This is a genomic window from Azoarcus sp. CIB, assembly GCF_001190925.1.
Lineage (GTDB): Bacteria > Pseudomonadota > Gammaproteobacteria > Burkholderiales > Rhodocyclaceae > Aromatoleum.
The window spans coordinates 465112-483121 of sequence record NZ_CP011072.1 but is presented as its reverse complement, the minus strand read 5'-3'; the positions used below and the strand labels follow the sequence as shown (position 1 = coordinate 483121).

Genomic DNA, 18010 nt, shown 5'->3' with positions numbered 1-18010 from the left:
ATCGCCGGGGGCGTCAGCCCCCGGCGACACGCACGGCACGCGGGCCGTGCACAAATTCGCGCGCCAACGTGCTCGGCACGCCTCGCAGCGGCCGCCTTTCTCCCATCGAAACACAATTGTTTCAATGCCTTGCACCGCGCACCAAGCGCGCGGCGTATGCAGTTGCATTCATATTTCCCTCCGCGCCGGGCGGTGCTAGCATCGCTTCACGTTAAATTGTTTTACGTCAAACAATGCATGCCGGCCGGTAAAGGTCGGCTGAGGCGAAGGAGGCGACATGAAGAAACTGCTGACACTGACGGTGAATGGCCGGCTGCGCGAGGACGCGGTCGCCGAGAATGCGCTGCTGATCGACTACCTGCGCGACGCCCTGGGCCTGACCGGCACCAAGCAGGGATGCGACGGCGGCGAATGCGGCGCGTGCACGGTGCTGGTCGACGGCGAGCCGCGGCTCGCGTGCAGCACGCTGGCGCACAGCGTCGCCGGGCACCACATCGAGACGATCGAGGGGCTGAGCACCGAGGGCAACCTGTCGCGGCTGCAGCGCGCCTTCCACGAACACCTCGGCGCCCAGTGCGGTTTCTGCACGCCGGGCATGATCATGGCGGCCGAGGCGCTGCTGCGGCGCAATCCGCAGCCTTCGCGCGACGAGATCCGCGCGGCGCTCGCCGGCAACCTGTGCCGCTGCACCGGCTACGTGAAGATCCTCGATTCCGTCGAAGCCGCTGCGCGCTGCGAAGATGCCGCGGGGGTGGCGGCATGAACGCGCCCGAACGTACCCTGCCGCGCGCCCTGCCGCACACCGGGCAGGCCCCCGACAGGGCGCAAGGCGTCGGCGCCCGCATGCCGCTGATCGACGGCGTCGACAAGGTCACCGGCAGCGCCCGCTACACCGCCGACCTGCCCGCCCAGGGGGCGCTCGTCGGCCGCATCCTGCGCAGCCCCTGGGCGCATGCCGAGATCCTCGCCGTCGATATCGCCGCGGCGCTCAAACTGCCCGGCGTGCGCGCGGTGATCACCGGCGAGGAATGCGACACGCCCTACGGCGTGATCCCCATCGCGCAGAACGAATTTCCCCTCGCACGCGGCCGCATCCGCTACATCGGCGAGCCCATTGCCGCCGTCGCCGCGGTCGACGAGGCGACCGCCGACGCGGCGCTCGCGCTGATCCGTTTCGACGTGCGCGAATTGCCGGCGTATTTCGAAGCCGCCAACGCGCGCAAGCCCGATGCGGTGCTGTTGCACGACAACAAGAAGGGCAACATCGAACGCGAGGTGCATAACGAGTTCGGCGACACCGCCGCCGGCTTCGCCGCCGCCGACCTGATCCGCGAGGAGGTCTTCGAGTGCGCCGAGGTCCATCACGCGATGATGGAGCCCAACGCCTCGCTTGCCGCGTGGGACACCGAACGCGGCCACCTGACCCTGTGGTCGGTGACCCAGGTGCCCTACTACGTGCATGAATCGCTGTCCCGCTGCATGAACCTCGACGCGGCCTACATCCGCGTGATCAAGCCCTTCGTCGGCGGCGGCTTCGGCCACCGCGTCGAGACGCTCAATTTCGAGATCATCTGTGCGCTGCTCGCCCGCGCCGCACGCGGCACCGTGCGCCTGCTGCAGAGCCGCGAGGAGGCCTTCCTGACCCACCGCGGCCGGCCGCAGACCCACATCCGCATGAAACTCGGCCTCACCCGCGACGGCCGCATGACCGCCTGCGCGGCCGAAGTCATGCAGCGCGGCGGCGCCTACGGCGGCTACGGCCTCGTGACGATCCTGTATTCGGGCGCGCTGCTCAACGGCCTGTACGACCTGCCCGCGGTGAAGTACGACGGCTACCGCGTGTATACGAACACCCCGCCCTGCGGCGCGATGCGCGGCCACGGCACGGTCAACGTGCGTTTCGCCTTCGAATCGCTGCTCGACACGATGGCCGCGGAGCTGGGCCTCGACGCCTTCGCGGTGCGCCGCAAGAACCTGCTCGTCGCGCCGACCGAGACCATCAACGGCCTGAAGGTGATGAGCTACGGCCTGCCCGAATGCCTCGACTGGGTCGAGCAGGCGTCGGGCTGGCACGAGCGCAACGCGCGCCCCCGCGACGACGGCCCGATCCGCCGCGGCATCGGCATCGCCTGCTCGCACTTCGTCAGCGGCTCCGCCAAGCCCGTGCATTTCACCGGTCAGCCGCACGCGACGATCGCGCTGCGCGTCGATTTCGACGCCGCGATCACGATCCTGACCGGCGCCTCCGACATCGGCCAGGGCTCGTCGACGATCATCAGCCAGGTCGTCGCCGAAGTGCTGGGCGTCGATCAGCGCCGCCTGCGCCTCATCGCCACCGACTCGGCGCTCACGCCCAAGGACAACGGCTCGTATTCCTCGCGCGTGACCTTCATGGTCGGCAACGCCGCGGCCGACGCCGCGCGCAATCTTAGGTGCGTTCTCGTCACCGCGGCGGCGAAGCGCCTGCAAGTCACCGAGGACGAGGTCGACTGGCTCGGCGAGGCGGCTGCGGTCGTCGGCGATCCGGCACGGCAGATCGGCTTCCACGAGATCGTCGAGGAAGCGCTGGTCGACACCGGCATGCTCACCGTCAAGGGCACCTTCACCTGCCCGATCGAGTTCCAGGGTGGCAAGCAGCGCGGCGGTGCGGTCGGCTCGACGATGGGCTTCTCCTACGCCGCGCAGGCGGTCCAGGTCGCGGTCGATACCGAGCTCGGCACCGTCACCGTCGAGAAAGTGTGGGCAGCCATCGACTGCGGCTTCGCCATCAACCCGATGTCGGTCGAAGGCCAGGTGCAGGGTGCGGTGTGGATGGGCATGGGCCAGGCGCTGTCCGAGGAGACGGTGTACGAGAACGGCCGCCACAAGGCGGTCAGCCTGCTCGACTACCGCGTGCCGACGATGGCCGAGTCGCCCGACATCGACGTGCATATCGTCGAGAGCATGGACCCCAACGGCCCCTTCGGCGCCAAGGAAGCGAGCGAAGGCCCGCTCGCCGGGGTCATGCCCGCGATCGCCGCCGCGATCGAGGACGCGACCGGCACCCGCATCCGCCAGCTCCCCTTCACCCCGGATCGCGTCTTCGACGCGCTCAACCGCAAACCCCGTCCCGGCGCCGCCACGCCGGCGACCGTCAAAGGAGAGGCATGATGGGCGCACTGTCCGAATTCCGTCTGATGCGTCCGGCGAGCGCCGCCGACGCGGTGCGCCTGCGCGGCGAATTCCCGGCGAGCCGCTTCATCGCCGGCGGCACCGACCTGCTGCCGAACATGCGCCGCGGGCTGGTCGGCGCCGAGGTCCTGATCGACCTCGGCAGCGTCGGCGAACTTGCAGAAATGCGCCGCGAGTTGCGCCATGACAGCGACACCCTGCGCATCGGCGCCGGGGTGACGCTCGCGACGCTCGCCGCCGACCCGACCGTCGTTGCCCGCCTGCCCGCACTCGCCCAGGCCGCCCTCGCCGTCGCCGGGCCGACCCACCGCCGGGCGGCGACGCTGGGCGGCAACCTGTGTCTCGACACCCGCTGCCAGTACTACAACCAGAGCGAGGACTGGCGTCGCGGCAACGACTTTTGCATGAAGCGTTCCGGCGACGTCTGCCGCGTCGCGCCGAAGTCGAGCCGCTGCTACGCGGCCTTCAGCGGCGACGTCGCACCCGCGCTGCTCGCGCTCGGCGCCGAAGTCGAGCTCCTCGGCCCGCAGGGGCTGCGCCGCCTGCCGCTCGCGGACTTCTACGTCGATGACGGCATGCGCTGGCTCGCGCTGGGCCCCGACGAGCTGCTCGTCGCCGTCACCGTGCCGCTTGTCCCGGCGCGCGCGAGCGCCTACGAAAAGATCCGCGTGCGCGGCGCGATCGACTTCCCGCTCGCCGGTGTCGCCGTGGCGCTGCGCCGCGACGGCGAGCTGATCGGCGAGTTGCGCGTCGCCTGCACCGGCGTGTCCTCGCGCCCCGAGTTCATCGCCGGACTCGACGAGCTGGTCGGCAAGCCGCTCGACGACGCGGCGCTGGCTACGCTGGAACGTCACCTCAAGCGCGGCATCCAGCCGATGGAGACGACGCTGGTGAGCGTGCCCTACCGCCGCCGCGCAACACCGGCACTGGCGAAGCGGCTCGTGCGCCGCCTGTGGAACGAAGCCCGGCAAGGAGCCTGACATGGACAGCGTCAATCTCGAAGTGCTGCGCCAGGCGGTCGCGTGGAACGCTGCTGGCGTGCCGGTCACGCTCGCAACCGTCGTGCGCACCTGGGGCTCGTCGCCGCGGCCCGAAGGCGCGCTGCTCGCGATCGCCGGCGACGGGCGGCTCGTCGGCTCGGTGTCCGGCGGCTGCATCGAGGACGACCTCCTCGACCGCCTGCGCAGCGAGCGCCCGACGCAACCCGAGCACGTCACCTACGGCATCACCGCCGACCAGACGCGCCGCTTCGGCCTGCCCTGCGGCGGCAAACTGGAACTGGTGCTGGAACCGGTCGCCCGCGGCAATCGCCTCGCCGACACGCTCGCCGCGATCGAGCGCGGCGAGATGGTCGCGCGCCGGCTGGATCTGGCGAGCGGCGCGGTCGATCTCCTCGGCGACGTCCCCGACAGCGCTGTCGTGTTCGACGGCCGCACGCTGGTGTCCGCCTTCGGCCCGCGCTGGCGCATGCTGATCATCGGCGCCGGCCAGCTCTCGCGCTACCTCGCCGAATTCGCGCTGGCGCTCGATTACCAGGTCACGATCTGCGAACCGCGCGAGGAGTATCGGGACAGCTGGTCCGTGCCCGGCGCGGCGCTGACGACCGAGATGCCCGATGACGCCGTGACGGCGCTGCGCCCCGACCGCCGCACCGTGATCATCGGCGGCACCCACGACCCCAAGCTCGACGACCTCGCGCTGATCGACGCGCTCAGGACCAACGCCTTCTACGTCGGCGCGATCGGCTCGCGCGCGAACAGCGAGCGGCGGCGCGGACGCCTCAAGCTCTTCGACCTCAGCGACGCCGACGTCGACCGCCTGCACGGCCCCGTCGGTTTGCCGCTGGGGAGCCGCACCCCGCCCGAAATCGCGCTCGCGATCCTCGCCGACGTCACCGCACGCCGCAACGGCGTCACGCTGATCGCTGCCGAAACGCGCCCCGCAACGGTCGGCGACGCCTGCCCGACGCTCTGAACGGGCGTTCGCAGCCCCCGTGACGCGCCATGCGTTGCGGGTTCCACCTTGCGCCCGACGTGCGGCATTGCCCAAAAAGCGTAAATTTCCTCCGCAGGACGGTGACGTTTGCCGCAGATGGGATCAAAGTAGGCATTCGCCGACGGCAGCGCGACCGGGGGAGGGGAACATGGGCACGGAGATCGACGGGCACGACGCGGCGCCATCCTTCCCATACCTGCTTTACCGCTACCTCTGGCCCTTCCAGTACTTCCGCGACGTCACCCGCGGGGGCCGCATGGAACGCCAGCAGGCCTACCGCCACAACCGCGCGATGCGCCGCTACCTTCCCGGCTTCATCGCCAAATGGACCTTCCTGACGGTGTTCGCGATGGCCGCCGGCAGCGCACTGGAGCAGGTCGGCCTGGCCATCCCCGCTGCCGGCTGTTTCATCTTCGCCACCTGGACGCTCCTCGTCGCCCTCGTGCTCGCCGTCGACTGGCTGTGGCTGGAACGCTTCCCCGAACTGTACTAGCCGCTCCGGCCCCTACTTGTACCAGGGCAGCGTGCGCCGCAACGACACGATCTCGCCCGCGCCGCTCGCGTCATAGCCTGGCTGCGCCTCCGCGAGGCGACGAAACCCCTCGCCGCGCAGGGCCGCAAGCACCGCGCGCATACCCGGCAGTTCCAACCCATCCTTGAGGCACACGAGGAAATACTGTTCGTGCACCAGCGGCACGAAGTCGAGGCCGAAACGCTGCGCCGCCGCGCGCAGCCCGAAGCCGCAGTCGGCACTCCCCGCCGCGACGTGCGCCGCGACCGACAGGTGCGTGTGCTCCTCGGTCGCATACACCGCGATCGCGCCCGGCGCCATGCGCGCCCGCGCCAGCAGCTCGTCGAACACGAGGCGCGTGCCGGAACCCTTCAGCCGATTCACGAACACGATGTCCGTCCGCGCCAGATCCGCCAGCGCCGCCAGCCCATGCGGGTTGCCGGGCGCGACGATCAGGCCCTGCTCGCGCCGCGCGAAGCGGATCAGCTTGTGCACGCCCAGGCGCAGCTCGCGTCCGATCGCAGCGTGGATCAGCGATCCGCGCCGGCACAGCTTGTCGTCGTCGAGCGGCAGGTGGATGCCGGCGAGCGTGCATCCGCCCGCGTTGAGCCGCTGCAGCGCCTGCGTGCTGCCGACGTACTCCACGTCCAGCAGCACCCGCGCATCGCGCAACATCGCGTCGCGCAGCCCGCCGAACAGCAGATCGTGGCTCGCGGCGGTCGGCAGCACGTCGAGTCCGGGATCCACCGCCAGCAGCAGCTCGCGGTCGAGCAGACCCGCGAGGGTTTCCGCCTGCGGCAGCAGCCGCGCCAGCGCCCGCTTCTCGGCCCACAACAGGCGCTCGCCGAAGGCCGACAGCCGCGCCGCGCGCCCCTGCCCGCCGGCGATCAGCGCCTGGCCGAACGCCGCCTCGTGCCGCCGCAGCACGCCCCACAGATGGCGATAGGACACCCCGAGTTGCTCCGCCGCCTTCGCGATCGAGCCCTGCACACGGATCGCGTCGAGCATCGCCGTCAGCGGATTGCTCAGCTGCAGGGGGCCGCCCGGCTGCGCATCCTCGCAGCCGGCGACGAAACGGTAATCGAGTGTCACGCCCATCGGGACAGCTTACCCGAAAAAAATGCCACCCTTTCCATGCGGTTCTAACTTAGGACGTTGCCTCCTGTAGCTTTGCCGGTCAACGGCTCCTTGAGCGATCATTGCAGTCAGGCGTCCCGGTTTCCGGCAATGCCTTATGTGGAGACGAGGGCAATGAGGCAGGAACTCGATGACCTACTGTGCAGCCGTTACCCCGGCATTTTCCGCGACCGTCACGGAACCGCGCAGACGACCGCGATGTGCTGGGGCTTCACCTGCGGCGACGGCTGGTTTGATCTGCTCGACGTGTTGTGTGCGGAGATCGAGCGGCACGCTCGCGAAACCGGTCTCGATGCCGTAGCTGTTCAGGTCAAAGAGAAATTCGGCAGCCTACGCGTCCACATCCACGGCGGCGACGACTACATTCGTGGCCTGATCGGGATGGCTGGTTCACTGTCTCAATCCGTCTGCGAAGAATGCGGCCTACCGGGAGTTACGCCAAGTAAAGAACGGATGAAGGCGCTCTGCTCCCTGCACGCGGAGACCGCACCGGATCAGGAACCCACTGAAGCTCCGCCCCGGTTCGGTGGCGACGCCGATTTTTCACGGCTGCTTCGATTGCCGCCAATTCGTACCGAACGCTGGCAGCACATTGCGCTGGCGCTCGAAAAAACTCTCTCTCAAGCAATACGATACAGCTGCATGCCGATGATTCTCATCGATGAAGCAATCGAAACCGAGTCGCTTTCCTTCCGCTGGCACGGAGGCGATGACAAGGGGCACGCAAAGGCCTTTTTTCGGCTGGTCGAAGCCTATTCGATTCGGGTGTAACGGGCGAGGAGCACTACGGAATACGAGACAATGCACTCGATCATGGACGAGACGACTCGGAGCTGAGGGCGCCGGAGAATCGACAATCTCCGACGCCCCGCGGGTGCTATTGGATGTAGCGCATTCGTCAGGCCATGGTTTTTCTACCCGGAATCTTAGCGACAAGCTCATTGAACATCGGCTGCGCCTCTTTCAACTTGTCGAGAGCGTCTTTCAGCGGTGCAAAGAGCTCATCGTATGCGTCGTCGCCCCACGCATCGGCTAACTTTGCAGGGTCCAGACGGACGGGGAGATAGAAATTTACATCGTCGACAACAAATCCGAGCTGCGCAAGCCGCTTCTCATATTCGGCAACGAGGGGCTTCACTGCTGACTTCAGTGCACGTACACCGCTGAAGGCCTTTGGATCCAGCCAGAACCAGAAGGCCATGCCATCCGTGCTCAAGCCGCAAAGGTCAACAAGGTGATAATTCTCGGATCCAATCCTATTGGACCACCCGAACCAAAAGCACGGGTTCGCGTCGTCATCTCCGTCTTGATCCTTGAAACTCCACCCCGGCGGAGCGAGCCACAGCGACGTCTTGCTGTCAGGAGTCCAGTCCCACTCAACATTTGAAGACCAATTGTGCTGTATCGCCCATTCCTTCACGGTGTCGTTGAAAGCGTCCTGTATATCAGGCTGAATCTCGTTCTCGAAGAGGCGCGCAGCTTCGTTGAACATCGGGAGTTCTTCCAGAATCAACCGCCCTGCATCCCTGTTCTTGCTCATTCATTGACTCCTTGTTTATAAGTCACATACATGGCGCACGTACATTTCCGCTAGCCGCCTGGCAAAACCGTCATCAGCACCGCTATGTTCCATGCCTCGATTCAGTGCGCGCCGGAGCTTCGCAGCAAGTTTTCGCCATGACAATGACACAATTCGTGATTCATACTTGGCGGCGGTAACCGACTTCCCCCCGTTCCTGGTCAGGAACACAATCGCCCATGGCCGCTTTCCGGCCTGCCTTTCGGCGATTTCACCATAGCTCTCCAACTGCCCGGCCCCCTCTGGAGCATCAATCTTCACTTCAATCAGAAGGTAGAACTGCGAGGAATCGATCTCGATGTCGACGCGATTACTTTGATCGTTCTCCGGATAGCTTTCGCGTTGGACGACTACGCGATCGGCGGCAAAAGATGGTCGCAGGTCCGACTGGCAACGGTGTACCTCGTCAAGAAGCCCGCGAAGAAACACCGCACCCAACCCGTGATCGCCAACCGGATCGAGAAGCCAGGCGAGGACAGCGGCATTGCGCACCTCATCGCGCCCGAGTCTCGCTTGTTTCCACGGATTGCAGAAGACCCCACTGGCCCGGACCCGTGACATGGGTTCGCGCAACGAATCGAACCATGCACTCAGTCTGTTCGAATCGGGACCAGACGTGATCTCAGCCGCTGTCCTGCCACCTACGCTCACACCCAAATGGCCACGCAACGCGGCGAGAAAGCACGAGATTCGTTCGTTGAAAAAGGTCGAGCCTTCCACAACAGGCAGAGGATGTGGATAGCAACTTCGCCAGCGTCTAAAGAATCCGCCCAGAGCCGCCGTATTTGCATATTGCATATTTGCAGCCATCCTCGAATTGTCTATATGCGTGAACAAATTTTGCTCCAAGAGCATATCTCAAACTCATGAATCACTGGAGCAATGGCTGGGTCCGGTTGAAAGTTCGGTGATCATCGAACTCGGCGCGGGCACAGCGATTCCGACGGTACGCGGCTTTGGCGAACGCGCCAATGGCACGCTGATTCGCATCAACCCCACCGAACCTCAGATTGGAAAGCCAAGCGCCATCAGTTTACGGCTCGGCGCATTGGAAGGGATTCGACTGTTGGCGGATCGATTACGGTGACGCATGCCGGGCGATCGAGCCCTGCACACGGATCGCGTCGAGCATCGCCGTCAGCGGATTGCTCAGCTGCAGGGGGCCGCCCGGCTGCGCATCCTCGCAGCCGGCGACGAAACGGTAATCAAGTGTCACGCCCATGCATCGAGCTTAACCGAAAATCCCCGCCCCCCTGGCTGCGGCGCTGCGCGTGCCCGTGCGCGCCGACAGCGCCTGCACAAAAAGCAACATGCATTTCTGCCGGACCGGCCTATGCCGCGCCAGACGGATCACACGATTCCCCGATCCGCGACCGCTGCCGCACCCGACGTGGCGACGAACCCACCTATGCACGACCATGCATAAGTCGCCGAATCACACACCACGCCATCCGCACCCGCCCGCGCACGTTTTGATACAAGGATTCCTGCACCCGCGCGCGAGGCGCGATCGATAAAGAACCACGGAGACCCTTCATGGCAAGTCTGTTCCGCCCCCTGCTGCTCGCCTGCGCCTGCCTGCTCGGCATCGCCGGCGCCCATGCCGAAGACAAGTTCATCACCGTCGCCTCGACGACCTCGACCGAACAGTCCGGCCTCTTCGGCCACATCCTGCCGCGCTTCGAGCAGCAATCCGGCGTCAAGGTGCGCGTCGTCGCGCTCGGCACCGGGCAGGCGCTGGACACGGCGCGCCGCGGCGACGCCGACGTGGTGTTCGTGCACGACCGCGCCGCCGAGGAGAAATTCGTCGCCGACGGCTTCGGCGTCGAGCGCAAGGACGTGATGTACAACGACTTCATCCTCGTCGGCGCGAAGGCGGATCCGGCCACGGTCACCGGCGGGCGCGACATCGTCGAGGCGCTGAAGAAGGTCGCGGCCGCGAAGGCGCCCTTCGTGTCGCGCGGCGACAAGAGCGGCACCCACGCGGCCGAGCTGCGGCTGTGGAAGCTCGCCGCCATCGACCTCGAACAGGCGAAGGGCCCGTGGTACCGCGACTCCGGTTCCGGCATGGGCCCCGCGCTCAACATGGCCGCCTCGCTCGGCGCCTACATCCTCGCCGACCGCGGCACCTGGCTGTCGTTCAAGAACCGCCAGGACCTCGTGATCGCCGTCGAAGGCGACAAGCGCCTGTTCAACCAGTACGGCGTGATCCTCGTGAATCCCGCGAAGCACACGCACGTGAAGCGCGAGCTCGGTCAGCAGTTCATCGACTGGATCGTCTCGCCCACCGGACAGAAGGCCATTGCCGAGTACACGATCGGCGGCGAGCAGCTCTTCTTCCCCAACGCCGCGCAGTGACGGCGACACGCCGCGGGCACGCGCACCGGCCGTGCCCGCGGCGATTTGTGCCGCCGACGGGCACGCCCCTTGATTCGCGTCAACGCGGGCCGGACGCCGCGGCACTATGGTTGCGGAGCTTTTTTCCCCAACCCCCGCCATGACCTCCAATACGAAAATCGAACTCGTCTGCCCGGCAGGTAGCCTGCCGGCGCTAAAGACGGCCGTCGACCATGGAGCCGACTGCGTCTACCTCGGCTTCAAGGACGCGACCAACGCCCGCAACTTCACCGGCCTGAACTTCGACGCCAAGGCGATGACCGAAGGCGTGCGCTACGCCCACGACCGCAAGCGCAAGGTGCTGGTTGCCCTCAACACCTACCCGCAGGCCGGCAACTGGTCCGGCTGGACCGCCGCGGTAGACCGCGCCGCCGATCTCGGCATCGACGCGATCATCGTCGCCGACCCCGGCCTGATGGCCTACGCGCAGAAGAAGCATCCGCAGCTGCGCCTGCATCTGTCCGTGCAGGGCTCGGCGACCACCTACGAGGCGATCAACTTCTACGCCGAGCGCTTCGGCATCCAGCGCGCCGTGCTGCCGCGCGTACTGTCGCTGCCGCAGGTGCAGCACGTCATCGCCAACACCCAGGTCGAGATCGAAGTGTTCGGTTTCGGCGGCCTGTGCGTGATGGTCGAAGGCCGCTGCGCGCTGTCCGCCTACGCGACCGGCGAATCGCCCAACTGCAACGGCGCCTGCTCGCCGGGCAAGCACGTGCGCTGGGAACAGACGCCGAAGGGCATGGAAACCCGCCTCAACGGCATCCTCATCGACCGCTTCGACGACGGCGAGCGCGCCGGCTACCCGACGCTGTGCAAGGGCCGCTTCGACGTGAACGGCGAGACCTACTACGCGATCGAGGAGCCGACCAGCCTCAACACGCTGGAACTGCTGCCCGACCTCGCCCGTGCCGGCGTGCGCGCGATCAAGATCGAAGGCCGCCAGCGCAGCCCCGCCTACGTCGCGCAGGTCACGCGCGTGTGGCGCGAGGCGATCGATCGCGTGATGCGCGACGCCGACAGCTTCGCCGTGCAGCCGGCGTGGATCGCCGAACTCGACAAGGTCTCCGAAGGCCGCAGCCATACGCTCGGCGCGTACTACCGGCCGTGGAAGTGAACACCACCATGAAAATCGCACTGGGTCCCCTGCTCTACTACTGGTCGCGCCAGGAAACGCTCGACTTCTACGCGCAGATCGCGCAAAGCCCCGCCGATATCGTATATCTCGGCGAAACGGTGTGCTCGCGCCGCCACGAACTGCGCGCCGACGACTGGCTCGAAGTCGCCGCGATGCTCAAGGCTGCCGGCAAGGAAGCTGTGCTGTCCTCGCAGTCGCTGATCGAGTCCGAATCCGACCTCAAGGCCCTGCGCCGCATCGTCGCGCAGGACGAATTCCGCGTCGAAGCCAACGACATGTCCGCGGTGCAATTGCTGTCGAAAGCCGGACGCCGCGACTGGATCGCCGGGCCGACGCTCAACATCTTCAACCCGCAGACGCTGTCGATGCTGGCCGAAGCGGGGGCGACGCGCTGGATGGTGCCGCCCGAGATGTCGGGCGCGGTGCTCGCCGAACTCCTCGCCTCCGGCGCCCCCGCGATCGAGACCGAAGTGCTCGCCTGGGGCCGCCTGCCGCTCGCGCACTCGGCGCGCTGCTTCACCGCGCGCCACTTCAACCTGCAGAAGGACACCTGCGAGTTCCGCTGCCTGGGCATGAAGGACGGCCTGGTGCTGCGCACCCGCGAGGGCGAGCCCTTCCTGACGCTCAACGGCGTGCAGACGCAATCCGCCCGCGTGCACAACCTGCTCGGCGACCTGCCGCAGCTGCGCGACACGGCGCAGGTGCTGCGCGTCAGCCCGCAGGGCGACGACACCGTGCCCGTGCTCGAACTCTTCCGCGACGCGATCGCCGGCACGCTGTCGCCGCAGGACGCCTTCGGCCAGAGCAAGGCGCTGATGGTCGAAGCACCGTGCAACGGCTTCTGGCACGGCCGCCCCGGCGTCGAACAGTACGTCTCCGCCTGAATCCGTCTTCCTGGAGTACACACCGATGAGCAGCTTCCGCATCCCGGCCTTCACGCTCCCCGCGCCGCTCGCGCGCATCGCGTCGCACCTGCCGCAGCGTCCGCCGACCCTTGCGCTGACCACGGCGCTGAACCTCGCGCTCGGCCGCGTGCTGTCGCGCGAGGACCTCGAACCGCTGACCGGCCGCCACCTGCGCATGCGCGTGCGCGACGCCGGCCTGACGCTCGACTTCACGCTCGGCCCGCGCGGCTTCGTGCCGCTGTCGAGCGGCGGCGAGCCCGACCTCACGCTGACCGCCAACGTGCGCGACTACATCGCACTGGCGCTGCGCGAGGAAGACCCCGACACGCTGTTCTTCGGCCGCCGCCTGCTGATGGAAGGCGCGACCGACCTCGGCCTGCTGGTCAAGAACACGCTGGATGCGGTCGACTGGGACGCCCTGCACGCCGAATATGCACCCGCCAGCGTGCTGCGCCGCTTGAACCCGCTCACGCGCAGCCGTCCGCAGCAGTCGCTCGGCGCGCACTGACGCACGCACGGAGCGCCGGCGACACCGCCGGGCCCCGCACGCCGCATCCGGGCTAGAATCGGGGATCCCGACTCTAGCACCCCGGACCCGCCGATGCCCCACGCGCGTGCCGTTTCATCCCTGCCGCGCCATCTCGCCGTCGCCTACGGACTGCTGGTCGTCTATGCCTGCCTGCACCCGCTGACCGGCTGGCGGCCAACGGGGCTGCCGCTGCTGGACTTCCTCGCCGCGCCCTGGCCCAAGTACTACCGTGGCGCCGACATCGTGCTCAACGTGCTCGGCTTCCTGCCCTTCGGCTTCGTCCTCGCGCCGTCCCTGCCGCTGCGCATCGGGCGCGGCACGGGCGTCGCGGTCGCGACGCTGGTCGCGGCGCTGTTGTCCTTCGGCATGGAAGTGACGCAGAACTTCCTGCCGACGCGCGTCCCGTCGAACGTCGATCTCGCCTGCAACACCGCCGGCGCCCTGCTCGGCGCGCTCGCCGGCGCCCGCTGGGGCCACCCGCTGTTCGACCAGAGCGGCTGGCTGCACCGCTGGCGCTCGGCGCGCGTCATCCCCGGGCACATGGGCGACCTCGGACTGATCCTGCTGGGGCTGTGGCTGCTCGCGCAATTCACGCCCGACCGCGTGCTGTTCGGCAGCGGCGACCTGCGCCAGCTGCTGGGCCTGCCGACGCCGCTGCACTTCGAACCGGAACGCTACATCCTGCTCGAGACCGTGCAGGTCGCGATCACGATCGTCGGCGTGGGCCTGTTCGCGCGCTGCATGATGCGCAGCGCCTCGCCGTGGCCAGTCGCGCTGCTCCTGCTGCTGGGCATCGGCGCTAAGTCGATCGCGACCGCGTCCTTCTATATCCCCGGCGAAGCGCTGCTATGGCTCACGCCCGGCACACGCCAGGGGCTGCTGCTGGGCCTGCTGGTGCTCGCAGCCGCGCTGCTGCTGGCGAGCGTGTTGCAGCATGCGCTGGCGGGCGTCGCGCTGCTCGCCGCGACCAGCCTCACCAACCTGCTGCCCGAGAACCCCTATTTCGAGGTCGGCCAGCGCATGCTCGGCCAGGGCAACTTCCTCAACTTCCACGGCCTCACCGAACTCAGCGCCAACCTGTGGCCCTTCCTCGCGCTCGCCTACCTGTCGGCGGTGGGCCTGTGGCGCGGGGAGCATCTCACGCGGCATTGAACGACCCCGCGGCTATAATCGGTCGCATTGCGGAGCGGCCCGGCGCCGCCCCCGCCCCCTCCCGGAGTCCCTGATGAGCTATTTCAAGCACCACGTGTTCTTCTGCTGCAACCAGCGCGAACCCGGCAACACCTGCTGCAACGACCACAAGGCGACGGTGATGCAGACCTACGCCAAGGACCGCATCGCCGCGCTGGGGCTCAAGGGCCGCGGCAAGATCCGCATCAACAAGGCCGGCTGCCTCGACCGCTGCGACGACGGCCCGGTGCTGGTCGTGTATCCGGACAACGTCTGGTACACCTACATCGACAAGGAAGACGTCGACGAGATCATCAACGAGCATCTCGTGCACGGCCGCATCGTCGAGCGCCTGCGCCTGCCGGATTAAGCCATGACCCGGCCGCAGGCTCCCGAGAGCGTCCTGCTGCGCGGACGCGACGGCGCGATCGAGGCGCTGATCGACACCCCCGACACGGTGCGCGGCATCGCGCTGGTGTGCCATCCGCACCCGCTGTTCGGCGGCACCAACACCAACAAGATCGTGCACACGCTGGCGCGCACGCTGCGCGAGCTGGGCTACGCGGTCGTGCGCCCGAACTTCCGCGGCGTCGGCAAGAGCGACGGCGAGCACGACCATGGCAACGCCGAGACCGAGGACATGCTCTCGGTGATCGCGTGGATGCAGTCGCGCTGGGGCACGCTGCCGCTCGCGCTGGGCGGCTTCTCCTTCGGTGCCCACGTGCAGACGCGCGTCGCTGCGCGGCTCGCCGACGGCATGACGCCGGCGCACCGCATCGTGCTGGTCGGCACCGCGACCGGCGAAGTCAGCGGCGCGCGCAGCTACGCGACCGGCCCGGTGCCGAAAGACACGCTGCTGATCCACGGCGAGGAAGACGACACGGTGTCGCTCGCGAACGTGCTCGAGTGGGCGCGGCCGCAAAACCTGCCGGTCGTCGTCGTGCCCGGCGCGGACCACTTCTTCCACGCCCGCCTCACCATCATCCGCGACATCATCCTGCGCAACTGGGCGCCGCTGTGAACGGCGCGCCACTTCACCGGAGAATGCCATGAAGCTCTTCGCCTCGTTGACCAGCCCCTACGCACGCAAGATCCGCATCATCCTCGCGGAAAAGTCCCTGCCCTGCGAGCTCATCGTCGATTCGCCGTGGGAGGCGAACACGCGCGTCCCGAGCGTGAACCCGCTCGGCAAGGTCCCGGCGCTGGAGACCGACGCGGGCGAGATCTTCTTCGATTCGCCGGTGATCGCGGGCTACCTCGAGATCATCGAAGGCGGGCCGAAGCTGCTGCCGGCCGACCCGCTCGAGCGCGTGCGCGTGCGCCAGATCGAAGCCCTCGCCGACGGCGTGACCGACGCTGCCGTCACGGCGCTGCTCGAATCGCGCCGCCCCGAAGGCCTGCGCAGCGAACCCGAGATCGACCGCCAGATGGACAAGATCGACCGTGCGCTCGACGCGCTGGAAGCGCGCGCGAGCGGGCGCGACTGGATGTACGGCAACGCACTGAGCCTGGGCGACATCGCCGTCGCCGTCGCCCTCGGCTACCTCGATCTGCGCTTCCCGCAACACGAATGGCGCCGCGAGCACCCCTCGCTGGCGGCGCTCGCGCGGCGCATGTTCGCGCGCCCGAGCTTCACCACGACGAAGCCGCCGGTCGGCTGATGTTGTGACCGGCATGGACGCCACGCCGCGCGGCCTCGCCCTCGCGAGCCCGCTGGAGATCCGCGGGCTGCGCAAGCGCTATGGCGACAACGAGGTCGTCGCCGGCGTCGACCTCCGCCTGAACGCGGGCGAATGCTTCACGCTGCTGGGCCCCAACGGCGCGGGCAAGACCACGACGCTGCGCTGTGCGTTGGGCCTGACGCGCCCGTCGGCGGGCGAGATATTCCTCGCCGGCCTGCCGGTGCCCGAGCGCGCGCGCGAGGCGCGCATGCATGTGGGCGTTGTGCCGCAGCAGGACAACCTCGACCCGGACTTCACCTGCGCCGAGAACCTGCTCGTCTATGGCCGCTACTTCGGCCTCGACGACGCGACCATCACCGCGCGCATCCCGGAGCTGCTGGCCTTCGCCGGCCTCGAAAGCAAGCGCGACGCACGCATCCAGTCGCTGTCGGGCGGCATGAAGCGGCGCCTGACGCTCGCGCGCGCGCTCGTGAACCGCCCCGACCTGCTGATCCTCGACGAACCGACGACCGGCCTCGACCCGCAGGCGCGCCACCTGATCTGGGAGCGCCTCAAGCAGCTGATCCGCAACGGCACCACGGTGCTGCTGACGACGCACTTCATGGACGAGGCCGAGCGCCTCGCCGACCGCCTCGCGATCCTCGACGCCGGCCGCATCCTCACCGAAGGCAGCCCGCGCGACGTCATCGCGGCACAGATCGAGACCCAGGTCGTCGAGGTGTATGGCGACTGGAACGGCACCGCCCGCAACGGCATCAGTGGCGCGCAGGCCTGGGCCGAGGCGCACGCCGGCGCGTTCGCACGCCGTTACGAGGTGAGCGGCGAGACCGCCTTCTGTTACCTCGACGATGCGGCGCCGCTGATGGCCCACCTCGCAGAACAGTCCGGCTTGCGCTACCTGCGCCGGCCGGCGAACCTCGAGGACGTGTTCCTCAAGCTCACCGGGCGCGACCTGCGCGACTGAGAAGACCGCTCCGATGACGACCACCACCCTCCGCTCGACCTTCCGCGCCCCGCGCCTGTCGCACCGCTTCGTGCCGGTTTGGCAGCGCAATTTTCTCGTGTGGCGCAAGCTCGCGCTGCCCTCGGTGCTGGGCAACCTCGCCGACCCGATGATCTACCTCTTCGGCCTGGGTTTCGGCATCGGCATGCTGGTGCCCGAGATCGGAGGGGTGTCCTACATCAGCTTCCTCGCCGCCGGCATGGTGTGCTCGTCGACGATGAACAGCGCCTCCTTCGAGGTGCTGTACTCGTCCTTCTCGCGCATGCACGTGCAGAAGACCTGGGACGCGATCATGAACGCGCCCGTGGATCTCGACGACATCGTGTTCGCGGAGCTGGTGTGGGCGGCGTCGAAGGCGCTGTTGTCGGGCGTCGCGATCCTCATCGTGATCGCCGTGTTCGGCCTCGTCGACAGCCGCTACGTGCTTTGGCTGCTGCCGCTGATCTTCCTCGTCGGGCTGAGCTTCGGCGCGCTCGGGCTGGTGATGACGTCGGTCGCACCGAGCTACGACTTCTTCATGTACTACTTCACCCTCTTCATCACGCCGATGACGCTGATTTCGGGCGTATTCTTCCCCGCCGAACAGCTGCCCGCGGCGGTTCAGGTGGCCGCGTCGCTGCTGCCGCTGTCGCACGCGGTGGAGCTCGCGCGGCCACTGCTGCTCGGCCGCGTGCCCGATGCGATCGCGCTGCATGTGGGCGTGCTCGGGGCCTACGGCGCGGGCGGCTTCTGGGTCGCGCTGGGCCTCACGCGCCGGCGCCTGCTGGGCTGACAACGCCGGATCGTAGGGCGGAAA

Annotated in this window: 21 protein-coding genes; 17 read left to right on the top strand and 4 right to left on the bottom strand. The window is 67.7% G+C overall.

What is annotated here, in order from left to right:
* The first annotated feature begins 277 nt into the window (after positions 1 to 277).
* The 5 genes from hcrC to AzCIB_RS01990 all read left to right on the top strand — a co-directional run bounded on the left by hcrC (position 278) and on the right by AzCIB_RS01990 (position 5659).
* Positions 278 to 763, top strand: coding sequence for a 4-hydroxybenzoyl-CoA reductase subunit gamma (gene hcrC / locus AzCIB_RS02010; protein ID WP_050414359.1), 486 nt, complete (start codon positions 278 to 280; stop codon positions 761 to 763).
* Positions 760 to 3150: a 4-hydroxybenzoyl-CoA reductase subunit alpha gene (gene hcrA, locus AzCIB_RS02005; RefSeq protein ID WP_198149601.1), complete on the top strand. Its 2391-nt coding sequence runs from the start codon at positions 760 to 762 to the stop codon at positions 3148 to 3150. Before hcrC ends, hcrA begins: the two co-directional genes overlap by 4 nt.
* Positions 3150 to 4151, top strand: a complete 1002-nt coding sequence (gene hcrB, locus AzCIB_RS02000) for a 4-hydroxybenzoyl-CoA reductase subunit beta (RefSeq protein ID WP_050414358.1) — start codon at positions 3150 to 3152, stop codon at positions 4149 to 4151. The genes hcrA and hcrB overlap by 1 nt, the downstream gene beginning before the upstream one ends.
* A 1-nt stretch (position 4152) precedes the next feature.
* Positions 4153 to 5145, top strand: coding sequence for an XdhC family protein (locus AzCIB_RS01995; protein ID WP_050414357.1), 993 nt, complete (start codon positions 4153 to 4155; stop codon positions 5143 to 5145).
* 169 nt (positions 5146 to 5314) lie between these two features.
* A complete protein-coding gene (locus AzCIB_RS01990) occupies positions 5315 to 5659 on the top strand; it encodes a hypothetical protein (protein ID WP_050414356.1) in 345 nt (114 codons plus the stop codon).
* Positions 5660 to 5671: 12 nt separating this feature from the next.
* Here the strand turns inward: AzCIB_RS01990 and AzCIB_RS01985 are convergent, their stop codons facing one another.
* Positions 5672 to 6775: a substrate-binding domain-containing protein gene (locus AzCIB_RS01985; RefSeq protein WP_083446848.1), complete on the bottom strand. Its 1104-nt coding sequence runs from the start codon at positions 6773 to 6775 to the stop codon at positions 5672 to 5674.
* A gap of 153 nt (positions 6776 to 6928) precedes the next feature.
* Here AzCIB_RS01985 and AzCIB_RS01980 point away from each other — a divergent pair, with 153 nt between their 5' ends.
* A complete protein-coding gene (locus AzCIB_RS01980) occupies positions 6929 to 7585 on the top strand; it encodes a hypothetical protein (RefSeq protein ID WP_050414355.1) in 657 nt (218 codons plus the stop codon).
* A 127-nt stretch (positions 7586 to 7712) separates the two neighbouring features.
* On the opposite strand, the gene AzCIB_RS01975 is transcribed toward AzCIB_RS01980, so the two are convergent.
* Together AzCIB_RS01975 and AzCIB_RS23600 are read right to left on the bottom strand one after the other, a co-directional pair.
* Positions 7713 to 8354: a hypothetical protein gene (locus AzCIB_RS01975; protein ID WP_050414354.1), complete on the bottom strand. Its 642-nt coding sequence runs from the start codon at positions 8352 to 8354 to the stop codon at positions 7713 to 7715.
* 15 nt (positions 8355 to 8369) lie between these two features.
* A complete protein-coding gene (locus AzCIB_RS23600) occupies positions 8370 to 9203 on the bottom strand; it encodes a PDDEXK-like family protein (RefSeq protein ID WP_198149600.1) in 834 nt (277 codons plus the stop codon).
* 97 nt (positions 9204 to 9300) lie between these two features.
* Here AzCIB_RS23600 and AzCIB_RS24035 point away from each other — a divergent pair, with 97 nt between their 5' ends.
* Positions 9301 to 9480 carry an SIR2 family NAD-dependent protein deacylase gene (locus tag AzCIB_RS24035; RefSeq protein ID WP_157058408.1) on the top strand — a complete coding sequence of 60 codons (180 nt, stop codon included), beginning with the start codon at positions 9301 to 9303 and terminating at the stop codon, positions 9478 to 9480.
* Here AzCIB_RS24035 and AzCIB_RS24030 read toward each other — a convergent pair.
* Complete coding sequence (locus tag AzCIB_RS24030) at positions 9472 to 9609, bottom strand: hypothetical protein (RefSeq protein ID WP_198149599.1); 138 nt, start codon at positions 9607 to 9609, stop codon at positions 9472 to 9474. The genes AzCIB_RS24035 and AzCIB_RS24030 overlap by 9 nt on opposite strands.
* A gap of 320 nt (positions 9610 to 9929) precedes the next feature.
* On the opposite strand from AzCIB_RS24030, the gene AzCIB_RS01965 reads away from it, so the two are divergent.
* The 10 genes from AzCIB_RS01965 to AzCIB_RS01920 all read left to right on the top strand — a co-directional run bounded on the left by AzCIB_RS01965 (position 9930) and on the right by AzCIB_RS01920 (position 17986).
* Complete coding sequence (locus AzCIB_RS01965; RefSeq protein ID WP_050414352.1) at positions 9930 to 10751, top strand: ABC transporter substrate-binding protein; 822 nt, start codon at positions 9930 to 9932, stop codon at positions 10749 to 10751.
* A gap of 139 nt (positions 10752 to 10890) precedes the next feature.
* On the top strand, positions 10891 to 11904 hold the full coding sequence (ubiU, locus tag AzCIB_RS01960; protein ID WP_170879141.1) for a ubiquinone anaerobic biosynthesis protein UbiU: 1014 nt from the start codon (positions 10891 to 10893) through the stop codon (positions 11902 to 11904).
* Between the two features lie 8 nt (positions 11905 to 11912).
* Positions 11913 to 12809, top strand: coding sequence for a U32 family peptidase (locus AzCIB_RS01955; protein WP_050418158.1), 897 nt, complete (start codon positions 11913 to 11915; stop codon positions 12807 to 12809).
* 25 nt (positions 12810 to 12834) lie between these two features.
* Positions 12835 to 13338, top strand: coding sequence for a ubiquinone anaerobic biosynthesis accessory factor UbiT (ubiT, locus tag AzCIB_RS01950; RefSeq protein WP_050414350.1), 504 nt, complete (start codon positions 12835 to 12837; stop codon positions 13336 to 13338).
* Between the two features lie 93 nt (positions 13339 to 13431).
* Positions 13432 to 14511 carry a VanZ family protein gene (locus tag AzCIB_RS01945; RefSeq protein ID WP_050414349.1) on the top strand — a complete coding sequence of 360 codons (1080 nt, stop codon included), beginning with the start codon at positions 13432 to 13434 and terminating at the stop codon, positions 14509 to 14511.
* Positions 14512 to 14584: 73 nt separating this feature from the next.
* Positions 14585 to 14899, top strand: a complete 315-nt coding sequence (locus AzCIB_RS01940) for a (2Fe-2S) ferredoxin domain-containing protein (RefSeq protein WP_050414348.1) — start codon at positions 14585 to 14587, stop codon at positions 14897 to 14899.
* 3 nt (positions 14900 to 14902) lie between these two features.
* Complete coding sequence (locus AzCIB_RS01935; RefSeq protein ID WP_050414347.1) at positions 14903 to 15550, top strand: alpha/beta hydrolase; 648 nt, start codon at positions 14903 to 14905, stop codon at positions 15548 to 15550.
* 28 nt (positions 15551 to 15578) lie between these two features.
* Entirely contained in the window at positions 15579 to 16190 is a 612-nt protein-coding gene (locus tag AzCIB_RS01930; protein WP_050414346.1) for a glutathione S-transferase, read from the top strand.
* A gap of 13 nt (positions 16191 to 16203) precedes the next feature.
* Positions 16204 to 17175: an ATP-binding cassette domain-containing protein gene (locus tag AzCIB_RS01925; RefSeq protein WP_050414345.1), complete on the top strand. Its 972-nt coding sequence runs from the start codon at positions 16204 to 16206 to the stop codon at positions 17173 to 17175.
* A gap of 13 nt (positions 17176 to 17188) precedes the next feature.
* Positions 17189 to 17986 (top strand): ABC transporter permease, encoded by a 798-nt coding sequence (locus AzCIB_RS01920; RefSeq protein ID WP_050414344.1) that lies wholly within the window; start codon positions 17189 to 17191, stop codon positions 17984 to 17986.
* Positions 17987 to 18010: the final 24 nt, after the last annotated feature.

Coding starts and splice junctions, on each gene's coding strand:
- AzCIB_RS23600 (WP_198149600.1), bottom strand. CDS start 9,203: ATGGCTGCAAATATGCAATATGCAAATACGGCGGCTCTGGGCGGATTC.
- ubiU (WP_170879141.1), top strand. CDS start 10,891: ATGACCTCCAATACGAAAATCGAACTCGTCTGCCCGGCAGGTAGCCTG.
- AzCIB_RS01955 (WP_050418158.1), top strand. CDS start 11,913: ATGAAAATCGCACTGGGTCCCCTGCTCTACTACTGGTCGCGCCAGGAA.
- AzCIB_RS01935 (WP_050414347.1), top strand. CDS start 14,903: ATGACCCGGCCGCAGGCTCCCGAGAGCGTCCTGCTGCGCGGACGCGAC.
- hcrA (WP_198149601.1), top strand. CDS start 760: ATGAACGCGCCCGAACGTACCCTGCCGCGCGCCCTGCCGCACACCGGG.
- AzCIB_RS01920 (WP_050414344.1), top strand. CDS start 17,189: ATGACGACCACCACCCTCCGCTCGACCTTCCGCGCCCCGCGCCTGTCG.
- AzCIB_RS01965 (WP_050414352.1), top strand. CDS start 9,930: ATGGCAAGTCTGTTCCGCCCCCTGCTGCTCGCCTGCGCCTGCCTGCTC.
- AzCIB_RS01975 (WP_050414354.1), bottom strand. CDS start 8,354: ATGAGCAAGAACAGGGATGCAGGGCGGTTGATTCTGGAAGAACTCCCG.
- ubiT (WP_050414350.1), top strand. CDS start 12,835: ATGAGCAGCTTCCGCATCCCGGCCTTCACGCTCCCCGCGCCGCTCGCG.
- AzCIB_RS01995 (WP_050414357.1), top strand. CDS start 4,153: ATGGACAGCGTCAATCTCGAAGTGCTGCGCCAGGCGGTCGCGTGGAAC.
- AzCIB_RS01945 (WP_050414349.1), top strand. CDS start 13,432: ATGCCCCACGCGCGTGCCGTTTCATCCCTGCCGCGCCATCTCGCCGTC.
- hcrC (WP_050414359.1), top strand. CDS start 278: ATGAAGAAACTGCTGACACTGACGGTGAATGGCCGGCTGCGCGAGGAC.
- AzCIB_RS01940 (WP_050414348.1), top strand. CDS start 14,585: ATGAGCTATTTCAAGCACCACGTGTTCTTCTGCTGCAACCAGCGCGAA.
- hcrB (WP_050414358.1), top strand. CDS start 3,150: ATGGGCGCACTGTCCGAATTCCGTCTGATGCGTCCGGCGAGCGCCGCC.
- AzCIB_RS01985 (WP_083446848.1), bottom strand. CDS start 6,775: ATGGGCGTGACACTCGATTACCGTTTCGTCGCCGGCTGCGAGGATGCG.
- AzCIB_RS01930 (WP_050414346.1), top strand. CDS start 15,579: ATGAAGCTCTTCGCCTCGTTGACCAGCCCCTACGCACGCAAGATCCGC.
- AzCIB_RS01980 (WP_050414355.1), top strand. CDS start 6,929: ATGAGGCAGGAACTCGATGACCTACTGTGCAGCCGTTACCCCGGCATT.
- AzCIB_RS01990 (WP_050414356.1), top strand. CDS start 5,315: ATGGGCACGGAGATCGACGGGCACGACGCGGCGCCATCCTTCCCATAC.
- AzCIB_RS01925 (WP_050414345.1), top strand. CDS start 16,204: ATGGACGCCACGCCGCGCGGCCTCGCCCTCGCGAGCCCGCTGGAGATC.